13 protein-coding genes and 1 pseudogene are annotated in these 16,382 nt (G+C 73.9%); 9 read left to right on the top strand and 5 right to left on the bottom strand.

Annotation, left to right across the window (positions count from 1 at the left end):
- Positions 1–196: 196 nt before the first annotated feature.
- Positions 197–1,177 carry a DUF2804 domain-containing protein gene (locus EV376_RS21840; RefSeq protein WP_130326060.1) on the top strand — a complete coding sequence of 327 codons (981 nt, stop codon included), beginning with the start codon at positions 197–199 and terminating at the stop codon, positions 1,175–1,177.
- A gap of 9 nt (positions 1,178–1,186) precedes the next feature.
- Here EV376_RS21840 and EV376_RS21835 read toward each other — a convergent pair whose 3' ends face one another.
- Both EV376_RS21835 and EV376_RS21830 read right to left on the bottom strand, forming a co-directional pair.
- Entirely contained in the window at positions 1,187–2,230 is a 1,044-nt protein-coding gene (locus EV376_RS21835; protein WP_130326058.1) for an FPP/GGPP synthase family protein, read from the bottom strand.
- Positions 2,231–2,237: 7 nt separating this feature from the next.
- Positions 2,238–2,654, bottom strand: coding sequence for a hypothetical protein (locus EV376_RS21830; RefSeq protein WP_130326056.1), 417 nt, complete (start codon positions 2,652–2,654; stop codon positions 2,238–2,240).
- Positions 2,655–2,982: 328 nt separating this feature from the next.
- On the opposite strand from EV376_RS21830, the gene EV376_RS21825 reads away from it, so the two are divergent.
- The 5 genes from EV376_RS21825 (at position 2,983) to EV376_RS21805 (ending at position 10,741) form a co-directional block, all read left to right on the top strand.
- Positions 2,983–4,260, top strand: a complete 1,278-nt coding sequence (locus EV376_RS21825) for a multidrug effflux MFS transporter (RefSeq protein WP_207228266.1) — start codon at positions 2,983–2,985, stop codon at positions 4,258–4,260.
- Between the two features lie 101 nt (positions 4,261–4,361).
- On the top strand, positions 4,362–5,942 hold the full coding sequence (locus tag EV376_RS21820) for a GGDEF domain-containing protein (protein ID WP_130326054.1): 1,581 nt from the start codon (positions 4,362–4,364) through the stop codon (positions 5,940–5,942).
- A gap of 76 nt (positions 5,943–6,018) precedes the next feature.
- Complete coding sequence (locus EV376_RS21815) at positions 6,019–7,662, top strand: family 10 glycosylhydrolase (protein WP_130326052.1); 1,644 nt, start codon at positions 6,019–6,021, stop codon at positions 7,660–7,662.
- Positions 7,663–7,768: 106 nt separating this feature from the next.
- A complete protein-coding gene (nhaA, locus tag EV376_RS21810) occupies positions 7,769–9,739 on the top strand; it encodes a Na+/H+ antiporter NhaA (RefSeq protein WP_130326050.1) in 1,971 nt (656 codons plus the stop codon).
- A gap of 135 nt (positions 9,740–9,874) precedes the next feature.
- Positions 9,875–10,741, top strand: coding sequence for an RNA polymerase sigma-70 factor (locus EV376_RS21805; RefSeq protein ID WP_130326048.1), 867 nt, complete (start codon positions 9,875–9,877; stop codon positions 10,739–10,741).
- A 49-nt stretch (positions 10,742–10,790) separates the two neighbouring features.
- Here the strand turns inward: EV376_RS21805 and EV376_RS21800 are convergent, their stop codons facing one another.
- Complete coding sequence (locus tag EV376_RS21800) at positions 10,791–12,017, bottom strand: glycoside hydrolase domain-containing protein (protein ID WP_486482915.1); 1,227 nt, start codon at positions 12,015–12,017, stop codon at positions 10,791–10,793.
- Positions 12,018–12,697: 680 nt separating this feature from the next.
- Between EV376_RS21800 and EV376_RS21795 the strand changes: the two genes are divergently transcribed.
- The gene (locus EV376_RS21795) at positions 12,698–13,795 is read left to right on the top strand and encodes an NAD(P)/FAD-dependent oxidoreductase (protein WP_486482753.1); all 1,098 of its coding nucleotides are present in this window, start codon (positions 12,698–12,700) and stop codon (positions 13,793–13,795) included.
- Positions 13,796–13,838: 43 nt separating this feature from the next.
- Here EV376_RS21795 and EV376_RS21790 read toward each other — a convergent pair whose 3' ends face one another.
- Positions 13,839–15,086 carry a MalY/PatB family protein gene (locus EV376_RS21790; protein ID WP_130326042.1) on the bottom strand — a complete coding sequence of 416 codons (1,248 nt, stop codon included), beginning with the start codon at positions 15,084–15,086 and terminating at the stop codon, positions 13,839–13,841.
- Between the two features lie 95 nt (positions 15,087–15,181).
- The gene (locus EV376_RS21785; protein WP_486482752.1) at positions 15,182–15,496 is read right to left on the bottom strand and encodes a hypothetical protein; all 315 of its coding nucleotides are present in this window, start codon (positions 15,494–15,496) and stop codon (positions 15,182–15,184) included.
- On the opposite strand from EV376_RS21785, the pseudogene EV376_RS31010 reads away from it, so the two are divergent.
- Both EV376_RS31010 and EV376_RS31005 read left to right on the top strand, forming a co-directional pair.
- Positions 15,474–15,833 (top strand): annotated as a pseudogene (locus tag EV376_RS31010) (TetR/AcrR family transcriptional regulator); the annotation flags it as partial. The gene EV376_RS21785 and the pseudogene EV376_RS31010 overlap by 23 nt on opposite strands.
- Positions 15,834–15,911: 78 nt before the next feature.
- A complete protein-coding gene (locus tag EV376_RS31005; RefSeq protein WP_486482914.1) occupies positions 15,912–16,340 on the top strand; it encodes a hypothetical protein in 429 nt (142 codons plus the stop codon).
- The last annotated feature ends 42 nt before the right edge of the window (positions 16,341–16,382 follow it).

Genomic DNA, 16,382 nt, shown 5'->3' with positions numbered 1-16,382 from the left:
ACCGTCGGGCCCACGGGGGAGGGCTGGCGTCCGACCTCATCGACCTCGACGAGACGGCGGTGCGGGACGGCGCGCCCGTTCTGGGCCGACGGACCGTAGCGCGCGCCGCTGATCGGGCACCGAAATCCCACTGAGAGCGGTGCGGCGGGCTGCCCGACATCGAACCGGTTGAGGTAGGCGGCGCTATCCTGCCGGGGTGACCCACGAACGTGAGCTGGCCTCACCTGTCGACCTGTGTCGGCCGGACGGGCGGCTCAACCCGGCCGCGGTCGGCTGGACCCGCCGGCCGCTGCACACCGCCAACCTGCGCGGCTGGGGCCGGACCAAGCGGTGGGAGTACTGGGGCATCGTCACGCCACGACACATCGTCGGGCTGGTGGCCTCCTCACTCGACTACGCCGGCGTGCACGGCGTCTACGTGCTCGACCGGGACAGCGGCACCGAGACGAACCATGACGCGGTGGTGCCGCTGGCGCGCGGGACGGCGCTGCCGCCGCGCAGCGGCGCGGGCGAGGCCGGGGCGCGCGGCAGGGGACTGGCGATCCGGATCGACCAGCGCCGGGACGGCACCGCGATCTCGGCGAGCGCCCCCGGCGTACGGCTGGCGGTGGACGTCCCGCTGCCGCCCGGACACGAGTCGCTGGGCGTGGTCGTGCCGTGGAGCCGCACCCGGTTCCAGTACACGGTCAAGGACGTCGGCCGTCCGGTGCGCGGCACGCTGGAGCTGCACGGTCGGGCGTACGAGATCGGCGGGCCGGACGCGTTCGCCGTGCTGGACCACGGCCGCGGCAGGTGGCCGTACTCGGTCACCTGGAACTGGGCCGCCGGCGCGGCGCCGGGACGGGCGATCCAGCTCGGCGGCCGGTGGACCGACGGCACCGGCGTCACCGAGAACGGCCTGTTCGTCGACGGCCGGCTGCACAAGATCGGCGAGGAGCTGCGCTGGACCTACGACCGGTCGGACTGGCTCCGCCCGTGGCGGATCAGCGGTGAGCGGGTCGAGGCCGGGTTCCGGCCGTTCCACGAGAGGGCGGCCCGCACCAACCTCGGTGTCGTCGCCAACGAGACACACCAGTGCTTCGGCCACTTCTCCGGGTGGGCGAAGGCGGACGACGGTACGAAGGTGAGCCTCGACGGGCTGGTGGGCTGGGCCGAGGAGGCGCGCAACCGCTGGTAGCCGCGCTCGCTACCGGCTGCGTTCCACCACGTACTCGGTCAGGTCGAGCAGGAACCGGCCGTCCTCGGTCTCGGCCGCCGGCCCCAGCGCCCGCTGTCCCTCGCGCAGCGCCGCGGCGGCGAGTTCCCGGGCGCGGTGGCGGGCCGCCTCGACGCAGTCGTAGGCGAGCAGCCGCCCGTGCAGCCAGCGCACCTCCGCCTCGGTACGCCGGGCCCGGCTCCGGGCCAGGAACTCGACCAGCCGTTCGCGTTCGTCGCTGGTGCACCGCCGCAGGAAGTCGATGAGGATCAGCGTCCGCTTGCCCTCCCAGAGGTCGCCCGCGATCTCCTTGCCGTACCGGGCGTAGTCGCCGGTCAGGTTGAGCGCGTCGTCCTGGATCTGGAACGCGGCGCCCAGGTACCAGCCGTAGCGGTCCAGGACGTCGACCGCGTTCTCCCGGCCGGTGGCGACCAGGATTCCGGCCCGGCACGGGTAGACGCAGGTGTACCAGGAGGTCTTCTTCAGGCACATGCGGTAGTAGTCGTCGGCGTCCAGGTCGCACACGTTGTCGCGGATCCAGCCGAGCTCCATGGCCTGCCCCTCCAACGAGTGGCGCAGCATGAGCTCGGTCTCCTCGAACAGCCGCCAGGCGATCCCCGACCCGAGCGCGCGACGGTTGGCGGCGAGGCGGTGCAGCGCGAGCAGATTGGTCATGTTGCCGACGTTGAGGGCGACGCCGACCCCGTACTCGGCGTGCAGGGTCCGTGCGCCGCGTCGCTGTTCGCTCTCGTCCTGGATGTCGTCGTGGATGAGGAAGGCGTTGTGGAACAGCTCCACGGTCACGGCCGCGTTGAGTCCCACCGCGGGCGAGCCGCCGTACGCCCGGCAGGTCGCCAGGCAGAGCGCGGCGCGCAGTCCCTTGCCCCACCGTCGCGGGTACGCGGCCACCAGTTCGTAGAGGTACCGCGGCCCGCCGGACGGCACGTCGTCCAGCAGCGCGCCGACCGCCAGCGCGCGGTACCGCTCGAGGACGCGCTCGACCTGCCCGCCGGCCACGCCGGTGGTCGACGCCACGGCCGGCTCACCGCTCCGACGGCGTCGGGTTCTCCCGCGCTGGCTGGGCGAGCCGGTCGGCGAGTCCGTTGGCCACGTCCGGCAGCAGCCGCGCCAGGTTGAGCACCGTCTCCAGGGCGTCGTGCGCGTCCGAGGTGTACCGGCGGATGACCTCGCCGCGCTGGTCGTCGGAGGTCTTCAGCTGCGCCACCACCGTGTCGATCAGCGCGTGCCCGTCGGTGCGTACCCGGGCGACCAACTCGTCGAACGCCTCCGGGTCGACCCGGCGGTCGGCGCTGAGCCGCTCCTCCAGTCGCCGGGCGCTGGCCATGCCGGCCGCGAGTTCCTCCTCCAGCACCGTGGCCGCGTGGGTCACGGTCTGCGAGGTCTCGTCGGCCACCTTGTCGAATCGCTCGTCCCTGCGCGCACGCTCGCTGTTCGCCATGGACGAAGTCTTCGCCCGGCGGCCGGTGGCGGGGTAGGGGTGTGTCGCGATGGTGACTCTCCGCAGCGGCGCGGCCCGTCGTCGCTGGTCAGTAGCCGTAGCGGCGCTTGAGGTGGCGCCACCAGTCGTCGACGGGGCAGGGAGCAGGCGGCGTACCTCGATGTCTTGCGGTCGGGCCCGGACCACCGCGAGCGTCCGCCGCCCGGTTGTGAGCTCCGTTACCTCCCGCCCGACCGGGAATGGGATCACCCGATCCGGATTTGGAGCCAGATGTGACTCCTACGCTGCTCGACGCGGGGCTGCGCCCCGCACGCACGGAGCCGGTCCGATGACCGCGCCGGTCGGCGCGCCGGAGAGCCCGCCGGCGACACCGGGCGACCTGCTGGGCCGCGGCCAACGCCTGCGGCTGGTCGTCGTGCTCGGGTCGCTGATGGCGATCGGTCCGCTGACCATCGACATGTACCTGCCGGCCCTGCCCGCGATCGTCGACGACTTCCGGACCACCTCGGCGGCGGTCCAACTGACCCTCACCGGCACGCTGGCCGGCCTCGCCCTCGGCCAGTTGGTGATCGGCCCGGTCTCCGACGCACTCGGGCGGCGTACGCCACTGATCGCCGGCATCGCGCTGCACGTCGTGGCGTCGGTGCTCTGCGTCGTCGCGCCGGACATCGTGGTCCTCGGTGGGTTCCGGGTGATGCAGGGCCTCGGCGTCGCCGCGACCGCGGTGGTCGCGATGGCCGTGGTGCGCGACCTGTTCAGCGGCGCGGCCTTCGCCAAGCTGCTCTCCCGGCTGCTGCTGGTCATGGGTGCGGCGCCGATCCTCGCGCCGACCCTCGGTGGCGCGCTGCTGAACTGGACGGACTGGCGTGGCGTGTTCCTGGCCCTGGCCGGCTTCGGCGTGCTGCTGACCGGGCTCGCCGCGCTCGGCCTGCGCGAGACCCTGCCGCCCGCCCGACGCCGGCGCGGGGGAGTGCTCGCGACCGCAGCCGTGTACGGCTCGCTGCTGCGGGACCGCACGTTCGTCGGCCTGGTCCTGGTCGCCGGTCTGGCCATGGCCTCACTGTTCGCCTACGTGGCCGGGTCGTCGTTCGTCCTGCAGGAGCAGTACGGGCTCGACGAGCAGCAGTTCGGGTTGGCCTTCGGCGCGGGCGCGGTCGGGCTGATCGGGGCGAGCCAGGTCAACGTCCGGCTGCTGCGCCGGTACTCCCCGCAGCGGATCCTCGTCGTCGCCCTGGGCGTCGGGACCGCTGCCGGGCTGGCCCTGCTCGCCTTCGCCGCGACCGGGCTCGGCGGGCTGCCGAGCCTGTTGGTGTCGCTGTGGGTGGTGCTCGCCGCGGCGGGCCTCGCCATGCCGAACGCGCCGGCCCTGGCCCTGTCCCGGCACGGAGAGGCCGCCGGCACGGCCTCCGCCCTGCTCGGCGCCGTGCAGTTCGGCGTCGGCGCGCTGGCCGCGCCCCTGGTGGGCGTCCTGGGCAGCGGCGCGGTGTCGATGGCGGTCGTCGTCGCGGGTGGCATGGTCACGGCGACCGTGATCCTGCACGCGGTCGTCCGGCCGGCCCGGCTCGGCGTCATCGCGCCGGAGGCGGTGGTCGGCGCAGCGCGGTGACGGCCGCGGGATCCGCCACCATCCGGACGGTGACTCCTCGCGGTGGAACCGGTGCCGTAACATCGGGCTGTTTCGTCCCTGGCCGGTGCGGAGGAGACCGCGTGGACGACGTGACGCTCCGGGCCCTGCGTCTCCTCGAGGAGGCACAGGCCGGCGGCGCGGCCCAGGTGCTGGCGGTCGCCGAGTCGGCGCTCGGTGAACCAACCGGCGAGATCCGCGACGGCCCGGCGGCGATGCACTTCGCGCGGGTGGTGGCGCTGACCCGGTTGGGTCGCCTGTCGGCGGCCATCTCCGCCGCCGACCTGATGCTGGCCGCCGCCGACCGCGAGGGCAGCGTCGGCTGGCGCTCCTGCGCGCTGTCCCTGCGCGCCACCAGGCGGCTGCGCCTCGGCGACCAGGACATCGCCGAGTACGACATCGAGGCGGTCCTGCGGGATCTCGTCAGCGCGGAGGCCGCCCTGCTCGCCGGCGAGCCGGATCCGGTGATCGCGGGCAACGCACACACCGGGATCGCGATCGGGTACGCCCAACTGCGCCTCTACGAGCTGGCCGCACCACAGTTCGAGGCGGCGTACGACGCGGCCTGCCGGGCGTCGTACCCGGACAACGGCAACCGCGCGATGTGGCTGTGCAACCTGGCGGAGCTGAACCTGATCTGGGCGCTGGAGCTGTACCAGGTCGGTCAGGTCGCCGAGGCGGAGAAGCACACCACCACCGCCGAGGAGTACGCGGTGCGGGCGGCGGCGGAGGCCAGCGGGCCCAAGGCGGAGGTGTGGCGGATCTCGGCCCTGCTGTACGCGGCGTGCTCCCGCGCCGACCGCCAGGACCCGGCCGGCGCGGCCGCCGACATCCCCCGGTACGTCGCGCTCCTGCAGACCCTCGGCCTGGAGGAACGGCACCAGGAGGTGCTGCTGTGCCGGCCCTTCCACGCCGTCGCGCTCAGCCGTTCCGGGCGCCCGGACGAGGCGCTGCGAGTCATCGAGGCGGCGGTCGCCGCGCTGTCCCCCGACATCGACTGGCTGGTCTCGGCGGCGCTGCACCGGACGCACGCGGTGCTGCTGGCGACGAACGGGTCACGCGAGGCCGCGCCGGGGCTCACCTACGGCGACGCGCTCGCGGAGCTGCTGTGGCGCCAGCGGCACCGCTGGCTGCACACGGCGGTCACGATGCAGTCGTACGACTTCCTGCGGTGGCAGCACGAGCAGGCCGAGCGGGCGGCGCGGACCGACCCGCTCACCGGGGTGGCGAACCGGCGCGGCCTCGAGGACTTCCGGCGCGGCCTGGCCGCGCCCGGCACCGCTCCCGATCCGGTCGCGGTGCTGACCGTCGACATCGACCGGTTCAAGCACATCAACGACTCACTGGGGCACGCCACGGGCGACGACGTGCTGCGGGCCGTCGCGCAGACGCTCATGGCCAGCGTCCGCAAGGGCGACTTCGTGGCCCGGCTGGGCGGGGACGAGTTCGTCGCCATCCTCCCGACCGCCGACGCCGTGACCGCCGGGCAGGTCGCCCAGCGGATCGTGGAGGCCGTCGCCGGCATGCCGGCGTGGCGGGCCCGGGTCAGCGTCGGTGCCGCCAGCGGGCCCGCGTACTCGCTCGAGGAGACGCTCGCGCACGCCGACCGGGCGATGTACGCCGCGAAGCGCGCCGGCGGGAACCGGGTGGAGTCCGCGAAATGATCGACGAGCCTTAACCGACCGTTAAGTATCGCCCGCCGGGTTCACCCGACCGGGCGGAACTGGGCACACTGGGGCGATGTCCGTCCCCGACCGGTCCGCACCACCCACCCGCCGTCGCGCCCGGGCGGCCGTCGCGGCGGTCGCTGCGTTGGCCGTGCTGGCCGGGGTCGGTGCCGGGATCCTCTGGGACCGGGCCGGTGGCGATGCGGCAGCGCCCGGCACGGCCGGCGCGGCCCTCGGCTCCGGGGCGGTCCCGACCTGCGCCGGCCGGACGGCCCAGGCGACCCGCGAGCTGCGTGGCATGTGGATCACGACGGTGAACAACATCGACTGGCCGAGCCGGCGCGGGCTGCCCACCGAGACGGTCCGGGCGGAGTTCCGGGCCTGGCTGGACCTTGCCGTGCGGCTCAACCACAACGCGGTCTTCGTGCACGTGCGGCCGAGCGGCGACGCGCTCTGGCCGTCGGCGTACGCGCCCTGGTCGGAGTGGCTCACCGGGCGGCGCGACGGCCGCGACCCGGGCTGGGACCCGATGGAGTTCATGGTGGCCGAGGCACACGCCCGCAACCTGGAGTTCCACGCCTGGTTCAACCCGTACCGGGGTGGCCAGCCGGCCACCGTGGGCGGACCGGGGCCCAGGGTGGATCGCCTGGCGCCGGAGCACCCGCTGCGGCGGCACCCCGACTGGGTGGTGACCTATCCCAGCGCCGACCGGCGCGGCAGCCGCCTCTACTTCGACCCGGGCGTCCCGGCGGCCCGCACCTTCGTCGAGGACTCGATGCTGGAGGCGGTCCGGCGGTACGACGTCGACGGGGTGCACTTCGACGACTTCTTCTACCCATACCCGGAGGCCGGCCAGGACTTCCCGGACGACGCCACGTTCGCCCGGTACGGCCGGGGGTTCCCGGACAAGCACGCCTGGCGCCGGCACAACGTGAACACGCTGGTCCGCGAGATGAGCGAGCGGATCAAGGCGATCAAGCCGTGGGTGAAGTTCGGCATCAGCCCGTTCGGGATCTGGCGCAACCAGCGCACCGACCCCGCCGGCTCGGCGACGGCGGGCCTGCAGAGCTACGACGACATCCACGCCGACACCCGGCTGTGGGTGCGGGAGCAGTGGCTGGACTACGTCGTGCCGCAGCTGTACTGGCACATCGGGTTCGACCGGGCCGACTACGCCAAGCTGCTGCCCTGGTGGGCGGCCACGGTGCGGGGCACCCGGGTGCAGCTCTACATCGGCCAGGCCGACTACCGGGTGGGCGAGCGCGGCGCCTGGAAGAACCCGGCCGAGCTGGACCGCCAGCTCGCCCTCAACCGCCGGCACGGGGTCAGCGGCAGCGTGCACTTCAGTGCCCGGCAGGTACGCGCCGACCGGCTCGGGGCGGTCAGCCGGTACAGCGGCACGCACTACGCCGAGCCGGCCCTCGTACCCCCGATGGCGCACCTGCCGGCGGCGCCGCCGGGCGCTCCCGAGCTAACCGGCGCCGGTCGCGTCGACACCGGTGGGGTGTCGCTGAGCTGGCGGGGCGACGGCGCCACGAGCTTCGCCGTCTACCGGGTGGACGGTGCGACCGCGAAGCTGGTCGGCACCACCCGGGGTACCGGCTGGGTCGACCGCGCCGCCCCGGCCGGTCGCCCGCTGTCCTACTGCGTGTCCGGGCTGGACCGCAGCGGCAACGAGGGCCCGCTCAGCGCGCCGGTGCCGGTCACCGCGGGTTAGGCCGGGTCCCGCAGGCTTCCGCCGGCTGGGTCGGGCCCGCGCGCCCGGCGACCCGCCGCTGCCGGAATCCGGGCCCGGTGACCGGCCGATGGGGGAGGATTCGACCGTGACGGGCGAGACTCGACGTGGACGGTGGTCCGGTAGGACCGCCTGGGTCGGCCGGTTCGACCTGCCGCTGCGCCGGTTCCTGAACACCGAAACCGGCAGCGCGCGGGTGGTGCTCGCCGCCGCGGTGGTCGCCCTGGCCTGGGCGAACCTCGCCGAGTCGTCGTACGAGTCGCTGTGGGGCACCCCGTTCACCGTCCAGCTCGGCGACTGGCGGGTGTCCCACGATCTGCGGACCTGGGTCAACAGCGGCCTGATGACGTTCTTCTTCCTGGTGATCGGGCTGGAGCTGCGCCGCGACCTCGACATCGGGGAGCTGCGGGAGCGACGCCGCGTGACGTTGCCGGTGCTGGCCGGTATCGGCGGCATCCTCCTGCCCATCGCGATCTACCTGCTGGTCAACGCCGGGCAGCCCACCGCCGTGGGCTGGGGCATCGTGATGGCGACGGACACCGCGCTCGCGCTGGGCATCCTCGCCGTGGTCGGACCGCGCTTCTCGGACCGGTTGCGCGGCTTCCTGCTGACCGTCTCGGTCGTCGACGACCTGCTCGTGATCGTGGTGCTGGCGATCGCCTACCCGGAGCATCCCTCGCCGCCGGCGTTGCTGGTCGCGGCGGGGATCTTCGCCGTCGTGCTGCTCATCCGGGCGCTCGGCGTGCGATGGGGGCCGGCGTACGCGCTGCTGGGCGTGGCCGCCTGGCTCGCGGTCTCCGAATCCGGCGTCGACCCGGTGGTGGTGGGCCTGCTGATGGGGCTGCTCACCTACGCCTACGTCCCCGCCCGCGAGCAGCTCCAGCGGGCGGCCAACCTGTTCCGCATGTTCCGGGAGCAGCCCACCCCGCAGTTCGCCCGGTCGGCCCGGGCCGGGCTCGCCTCGGCGCTGTCGCCGAACGACCGCCTGCAGCACCTCTACCACCCGTGGGCGAGCTACCTGGTCGTGCCGCTGTTCGCGCTCGCGAACGTCGGAGTGGTGATCGACGGCGAGCTCGTGGCCGGTGCGCTCACCTCCCCGGTCACCGTGGGTATCGTCCTGGCGTACCTCGTCGGCAAGCCGGTCGGGGTCGTCGCCATCTCCTACCTGGTGGCCCGGCTCAGCCGCGACCGGTTCCGGCCGCCGGTCGGCTGGGCCGCGGTCGCCGGGGTCGGCACCGTCTCCGGAATCGGGTTCACCGTCGCCCTCCTGATCGCCACCCACGCGCTCGACGGCGAGGCGCTGGACGAGGCGAAACTCGCCATCCTCGTCGCGACGGTCGGCGCGTCGGTCCTCACCTGGCTGGTGTTCCACCTCGCCGCCCGGCTTCCCGCCGAGCGGCGGGCCCGCGCGCTGCTGGGCGCGGCCGAGGGGATCGTCGACCTGATGGTCCCGGTCGACCCGGAGCGCGACCACCTGCGCGGGCCGGCGGAGGCGCCGGTGACGGTCGTGGAGTACGGCGACCTCGAGTGCCCGTACTGCGGGCAGGCCGAACCGGTGGTCCGGGAACTGCTTGCCGACTTCTCCAACATCCGGTACGTCTGGCGGCACCTGCCGCTGGCCGAGGTCCACCCGCACGCGCAACTCGCCGCCGAGGCCACCGAGGCGGCGGCGGAGCAGGGCGCCTTCTGGGAGATGCACGACCTGCTCCTGGCCAACCAGGACGCGCTCAACCCCGCCGACATGATCCGGTACGCCGAACAGCTCGGCCTGGACCTGGACCGGTTCCAGGAGCACCTCGCCGAGCGTCGGGGCGCCGACCGGATCGCCGAGGACGTCGACTCGGCCGACCTCAGCAGCGTCTCGGGCACTCCGACGTTCTTCGTCAACGGCCGCCGGCACCACGGCTCGTACGACATCGAGGCGCTCTCGGCGGCCGTCAAGGGGGCGTTCGCCAGCGCGAAGCTGCGCCCGGAGTACCGCCGGGACCGCGGCCGCGGGGACGAACCGGGGGACGAACCGGGGAACGAGCCGGAGGAGAACCCGCCGCCGGCCCCGTGACCAGGGTCTCAGCCACGACGGCCGGCCGTGGTGTCACAGCCGGGCCGGCGGCGGTGTCTCCATGTCGCAGTCACGAGAGATCCCTGGAGGAGACATGCCCGCCACCGGTCACCGCGTCGCCCCACCGTCGCCGGCATGACCGACGACCCGTTCGTCGCCCACCGGAGCCTGCTGTTCACCGTCGCCTACGAGATGCTCGGCTCCGCGGCCGACGCCGAGGACGTCGTCCAGGAGACCTGGCTGCGGTGGGCCGACGTCGACCGGGCGGCGGTCCGCGACCCGCGCGCGTACCTGGTCCGGGTGGTCACCCGGCTGGCGCTCAACCGGCTGCGGACGCTCGCGCGGCAACGCGAGCAGTACGTCGGGGAGTGGCTTCCGGAACCGCTGCTGACCAGCCCGGACGTGGCCGAGGACGTCGAGCTCGCGGAGAGCGTCTCGATCGCGATGCTCACCGTGCTGGAGACGCTCGGTCCGGTCGAGCGGGCGGTGTTCGTGCTGCGCGAGGTGTTCGAGACGCCGTACGACGAGATCGCCGAGGTGGTGGGCCGGACCCCGGCGGCGGTCCGGCAGATCGCCCACCGGGCCCGCGAGCACGTCGCGGCGCGGCGGCCGCGGATGCGGGTGGGCCGGGCCGAGCAGCAGGCGGCCGTCGAGAAGTTCCTGGCGGCCGTCGCCACCGGTGACGTGGAGGGACTGGTGGCGGTGCTCGCGCCGGAGGTGGTGCTGGTCGCCGACGGCGGCGGCGTGGCCGACGCCGTCCGGAATCCGGTCGTCGGAGTGCGCAAGGTGTCGACGTTGCTGGCGCTCGCGGCCCGGCTGCCGGGCTTCGTGGCGACCACCACCTGGCTCAACGGGATGCCGGCGGTCCGGGTCGGCCCGGCCGGTGAGTTCGACACGGCGGTCACCTTCGCGGTCGAGGACGGCCGGATCAGCCGGATCTACGTGATCCGCAACCCGCACAAGCTGGGACGGCTGGACGAGGTGGCGGACCTGCGGCGGTGACCGGTCCCGGAGGAGCACCCGTGGTGGCCCTCCGGGACCGGTGCCGGGGTCAGACCCGGGTGATGCGGACGGCGTCGGCGATGACGTACCCGGTGCCGCTGGTCCACCGGCTCACCCCCACCTTGTTGCCGTCGCCCGCGGCCAGGGTGAACACGCCGAGGGACACCCATCGGCCGCCGTCGAGCCGCTGGTTCACCCGCACCGTCTGGTTGCCGGCGGTGGTGGCCACCAGGTACGGGGTCGAGTCGTTGTAGCCCGGGTCGGCGGGATACCAGACCGAGACCTCGTAGGAGCCGGTCGTCGGCAGGTCCGCCCGGTACCAGGCGACGTCGCTGGCGGCGACCGGGCTGGCGAACCGGTAGTCGGGGCCGTGCCGCTGGGCCGAGAAGCTCGACGTGCCCCAGTTCGCGCTCGCCGTGAACCGACCCGTGGTGGTGTTGTCGACGGTGACGCTGAACCCGTCCGGCGGCGGTGTCGTGCTGGTCGACACGTCGAGGTAGTCGCGGTCGATGTAGATCCGTACGCCGCCCCAGGTCTCGTAGCTGTCGCCGGTGTACTGGTGGATGCGCTGCCGGTTGGCGTAGTAGGCGTCCGGGCAGTAGTCGCCGGCGTCGGTGTCGGCGACCCCGTTCCACCAGGCGAAGAAGAGGTGGTCGACGCGGGTGTACCGGGTGTCGTGGTAGGCGCCGCACAGGTCCCGTACGCCGGAGGAGCCGCTGGAGTACATGCCGGAGAGGTAGCCGAGCGCGTGCAGTCGCTCGGTCCAGCCGGAGAGGTACGAGAGCACGGCCGCCTTGCACAACTCGGTCGACGGGTAGTGCTCGATGTCGTTGTAGATGACGCTCCCGGCGGGGATGCCGAGCGCCTGGGCGGCACTCACCGCGGCGGTCGCCCGGGTCGCGCCCTGGGACCGGGCGGTGGCCGGGTCGGCGGACATCTTCGGCGTGCGGGTGCCGCACGGCGCCTGGCGGTCCAGCTCGATGGGGATGAGGCGCCAACCGTTGCTGGTCTGGTTGGTCACCCAGCTCGCGGTCAGGTTGGCCTGGGTGCAGGACCGGCTCGAACCGCTGATGTAGATGCCGATCGCACGGTACGGCGAGTGGGTGCGCCAGGTGTCCATCGTCGACTGCGACGGGGCGGTGCAGGTGTCGAAGCCCCGGCCGGTGTAGGTGCCGGGCTGCGGGCCGGCGGCCATCGCCGGCGCCACGGCGGCGGGCCTCGCCTCGGCGTGGAGGTCGGCCGGCGTGGCGCCCGGGCCGAGCCGCGCGGAGGCCAGGACCCGGCGGACCGCCGGCTCGGTCTCCGGCGTGTGCAGGGCGGTGACGAGTACGCCCGCGTCACGCACCGCGACCTGGATCGATCCGTCCCGGGACACCGCGTGGCCGGCGGTCGCCGTCCCGGGCGCGGTGACCGCGGTGTCGGCCGTCAGCCGCTCGTCGGTCGTGGCGTCGATCGGTTCGATGACGAGCCCGGCCGTCCGCCCGACGAGCCGGGTGGGGCACCAGGGCTCGTCCCCGGGGCGGCCGAGGTAGACCGCGGGCCGGTCGAATCGGACGCACGCGTGCGGGTCGGCCGCGAGGTCGACGACCTGCCAGTCGGCGGGGACCGACAGTCGGTAGCCGCGGTAGGTGACGGTCTGGTCCTCGGTGGGTGCGGCCCAGGTCGGTGTGGCCGCTGCGGTCACGACGACGGCAGCGGCCAGGAGGCTGGCCATGATGCGTCTCATCCTCGTCCAGACCCTCTCTGTGGAAAACTTTCGCACTCGATTGGAGATTTGGAGGATTCCTACCACGTGCGCACGGTTCGCGCTAGAGACAACTGTCGATGGGATTCGGCGAGCCCGGTGGTCGTACCGCCGGGCGGGTTCGGATCGTGGGTGCCATCCCTATTGACTTTCGATAGATATTGGTTGAGAGTCGAGTGCCGGTCGGTGATGGGGGACTGATGGTCGTAGACGTGCTGGTCGTCGGAGCCGGCCTGGCCGGGCTGCACACGGCCACGCAACTCGCCCGACGCGACCACGAGGTGCTGCTGGTCGAGCGGCGACCGGCGCTGACCGGTCCGATCCGCACGACGGGGATCTTCGTCCGGCGCACCCTCGAGGACTTCGCGCTGCCGCCGGAGTGCCTCGGGCCGCCGATCCGGCGGGTGGTGCTCTACCCGCCCGGGCTGCGCCGCCCGGTGACCCTGGTCAGCGCCCGCGACGAGTACCGGGTGGGCGACATGGCGCCGCTGTACCTGGCGGCCGCCCGCGCCGCGACCGAGGCGGGTGTGCGGACGGCGCTCGGCACCCGGTACGCCGGCCGGCGTGACGGTTCCCACCTGCTGGTCGGTCCTGCCGGACCGGCCACGGTCCGGGCGCGGTTCGTCGTCGGCGCCGACGGCGCCCGCTCGCGGGTCGCCCGCGACCTCGGCCTGGACCGCAACCACCACCTGCTGGTCGGCGCCGAGGAGGTCTTCGAGATCCCCGGCTCCGCGGATCCGCCGGCGTTTCACTGCGTGCTCGACCCGTCCCTCGCCCCCGGTTACCTGGCCTGGGTGGTCAACGACGGGCGGCACGCCCACGTCGGCGTGGCCGGCTACGTCGACCGGTTCCCCCACGGTCTCCGGCAGGCACTGGACCGGTTCGCGGCGACCGCCCCCGGGCTGCCTGGCGTCGACCGTCCCGACCAGGTCGAGCGGCGCGGCGGGCCGATCCCCGTGGGCGGGGTGCTACGCCGGATCAGCTGCGCCGACGGGCTCCTCGTCGGGGACGCGGCGGGCGCCGTCTCCCCGCTCACCGCCGGCGGCCTCGACCCCTGCCTACGGCTGTCCGACCACGCCGCCGCCGTGCTCGACGAGGCGCTGCGCACCGGGCGCGCGGACGCGTTGGCCCGCTACGACGGCGGCGCTCTGCGCACCCGCTTCCGGGGCCGGCTGCTGCTGCGGCGGGGACTGGCACAGCTGCGCACGCCGGGCCTCGCGGGCGCGGCGTTCACCCTGCTGCGTACGCCGCTTGGCCGGGCGGCAGCCGGCCGGATCCTCTTCGGCGACGGATCCTTCCCCGCTCCCTGACCGCCCGGCGACCGTCAGCGGTCCGGCACCCGGCGGCCGCGGCTCAGCCCGCCGCCGCGGGGTACGCCGCCACCGCCCGCCCCATCCGGGCCACGGCCTCGGTGAGGATCCCCGGCGAGGTGGCGAAGTTCAGCCGTACGAAGCCGGCTCCGCCGGTGCCGAAGACGTGCCCGGAGCTGAGGGCGACCCGCGCGCGGTCCAGGAACATCCGGGCGGGTCCGGCCAGGTCGCTGGCCACCCCGGGCCCGGCGCCCGACCCCTCGGTGGGGACGCCCAGCGCGGTGCAGTCCAGCCACGCGAGGTAGGTGCCCTCGGGCCGGTGGTACCGGACCGTCGGCAGGTGCCGGGCCAGCAGCGCCTCCAGCAGCGCGCGGTTGGCGTCGAGACCGGCGAGGAGGAGGTCGAGCCACGGCCCGCCGTCCCGGAACGCGGCGGTGTGCGCGATGATCCCGAGGTGGCTCGGCCCGTGGCTGACCTCCTCCGGCATCCGGTGCAGGTCGGCGGCGGCTCGCGGCCCGGCGACCGCCAGCGCCGCCTTGAGGCCGGCCAGATTCCACGCCTTCGAGGCGGAGATCAGGGCGAAGGCGTCCTCCGCGCCGGCCACCGTGAGGTACGGGGTGAAGCGCGCCCCGGGCAGCGCGAGCGGGGCGTGGATCTCGTCGGAGATCACCCGCACCCCGTGCCGGCGCGCCAGCTCGGCGACCGTCTCGAGCTCGTCACGGCGGTGGACGACACCGGTCGGGTTGTGCGGGTTGCACAGCAGGAACGCCGGCCGCCGGCCGCACTCCCGGGCGCGGCGGAAGGCCTCGTCCAGGGCGGCCGGATCCATCCGCAGGTCGGGTCCGAGCGGGGCCTCGATCACCCGCCGGTCGGCGTGGCTGACGAAGGCGTAGAAGGGCGGGTAGACGGGGGAGCAGACGACCACCGCGTCGCCGGGACCGGTGACGAGCCGGAGCACCTCGACGATGCCCAGCATGACGTCCGGCACGATCGTCGTGCGGTCCACCCGGAAGTCGTTCCAGCCCCACCGCCGGGCGGCGAAGTCGCCGAGCGCCTCGGCGTACGCGGTGCCGTGCGGGTACCCGGTGTCGCCGCGGTCGACCGCCCGGTGCAGCGCGTCGGCCACGGCGGGAGCGAGCGGCACGTCCATCTCCGCGACCCAGAGGGGAAGCACGTCGGCCGCGTGCATCCGCCACTTGACGCTGGTGCGCTGGCGGAGTTCGGGCAGCGTCAGCCGGGTGAGCGGGTTCCGCGCGGCGAATCCGTCGGCGGAGGAGTCGGGGCCTGCCATGCCGCCCACCCTAGGCGTACGTCACCGGTGCGGGGTGGACGGCCCGGAGCCGAGACGGTCGGGGCGGCCCGCACCGTCTCGGCTCCGCCGGCGCCTCACGCGGCCTGCGTGACCCGCTGCGCGCGTGGTGCCGGCAGGCTCGGCAGTTCCTGGCCCCGGGCCGGACCCACGGCCGGGGTCGCCGTCGCGGCACCGCCCCGGGCGACGTGCAGCGCGTGCTGTGCGGTGTTCCAGGCGGCGCAGGGCCACGGCTGACCGGCGCAGAGCAGGTTGCGGCAGCCGCCCTCCCCGTCCGGCTCGTGTGCGTCGGCGACCTCCAGGGCCCGCTTCCACAGCAGCGGGTCGGTCACCTCGTCGGGCCGGTCGGCGTCGTGCTCGGGCCGCTCGGTGCAGGTACTGGTGTCGGACACGGTTGATTCCCCCCAATGGGCGCAGGTGCTGGGCCCACCTTCACCAGTCTCGTCGAGATTGAAACCTCTTCCACTCGGCGCGCCGGCCCGGCCTGACGTTCGCCGACAGCTGAGGGTTGCCGGTCGATTGAACGGGTGTTTAACTGATGGGGTGACGTCGAACGGCGTGCGGTCGGAGAGGCGGGATGGCGAGTTCGCCACCGCCTGCCGCATCCGTGACGCCGCGATCGGGCGGTTCGGCCGCGACGGCTTCGGCGTGGGGCTGCGGGCGGTCGCCGCTGACGCCGGGGTGACTGCCGGCCTGGTCATTCACCACTTCGGTTCCAAGGACGGGCTTCGCCGTGCCTGCGACGAGCACGTCCTTGAGGTCCTGCGCCGGGAGAAGACGAAGGCGCTCACCGGAGGCGCCGGGGGGATGCTGCTGGCGCGGATGGCCGGGATCGAGCTGTTCGCTCCGCTGGTGCGATACCTGCTGCGCAGCCTGCAAGCCGGCGGCGAACTGGCCCTCGAGCTGGTCGAGCAGATGACCGCGGACGCCGAGGGATACCTGGCCGCGGGGGAGGCCGCTGGGGTGATCCGGCCCAGCCGCGACCGCGCCGCCCGGACCCGTTACCTGGCCTACCAGGCTTCCGGGAGCCTCCTGCTGTGGTTCACCCTGCACGGCGCCGACGCGGACCCTGAGGAGTTCCCCGCCCTGTTCCGCCGGTACGCCGACGAGACCATGGCACCGGCGCTCGAACTGTTCGCTCAGGGGCTGCTCGTCGACCGGTCGATGCTCGACGACTACCTGATGTACGTCCCGGACCCGCCCGCGGCAGCCGACGCAGACAGCACTGCACGCTAGCCGCCACGCCCCGGCGTGGTCTCTTCCACCCGCGGTCCTTCC

It is taken from the genome of Micromonospora sp. CNZ295 (genome assembly GCF_004217535.1).
Note: the sequence above shows the minus strand (reverse complement) of the source record. Positions and strands in the feature narration are given on the sequence as shown.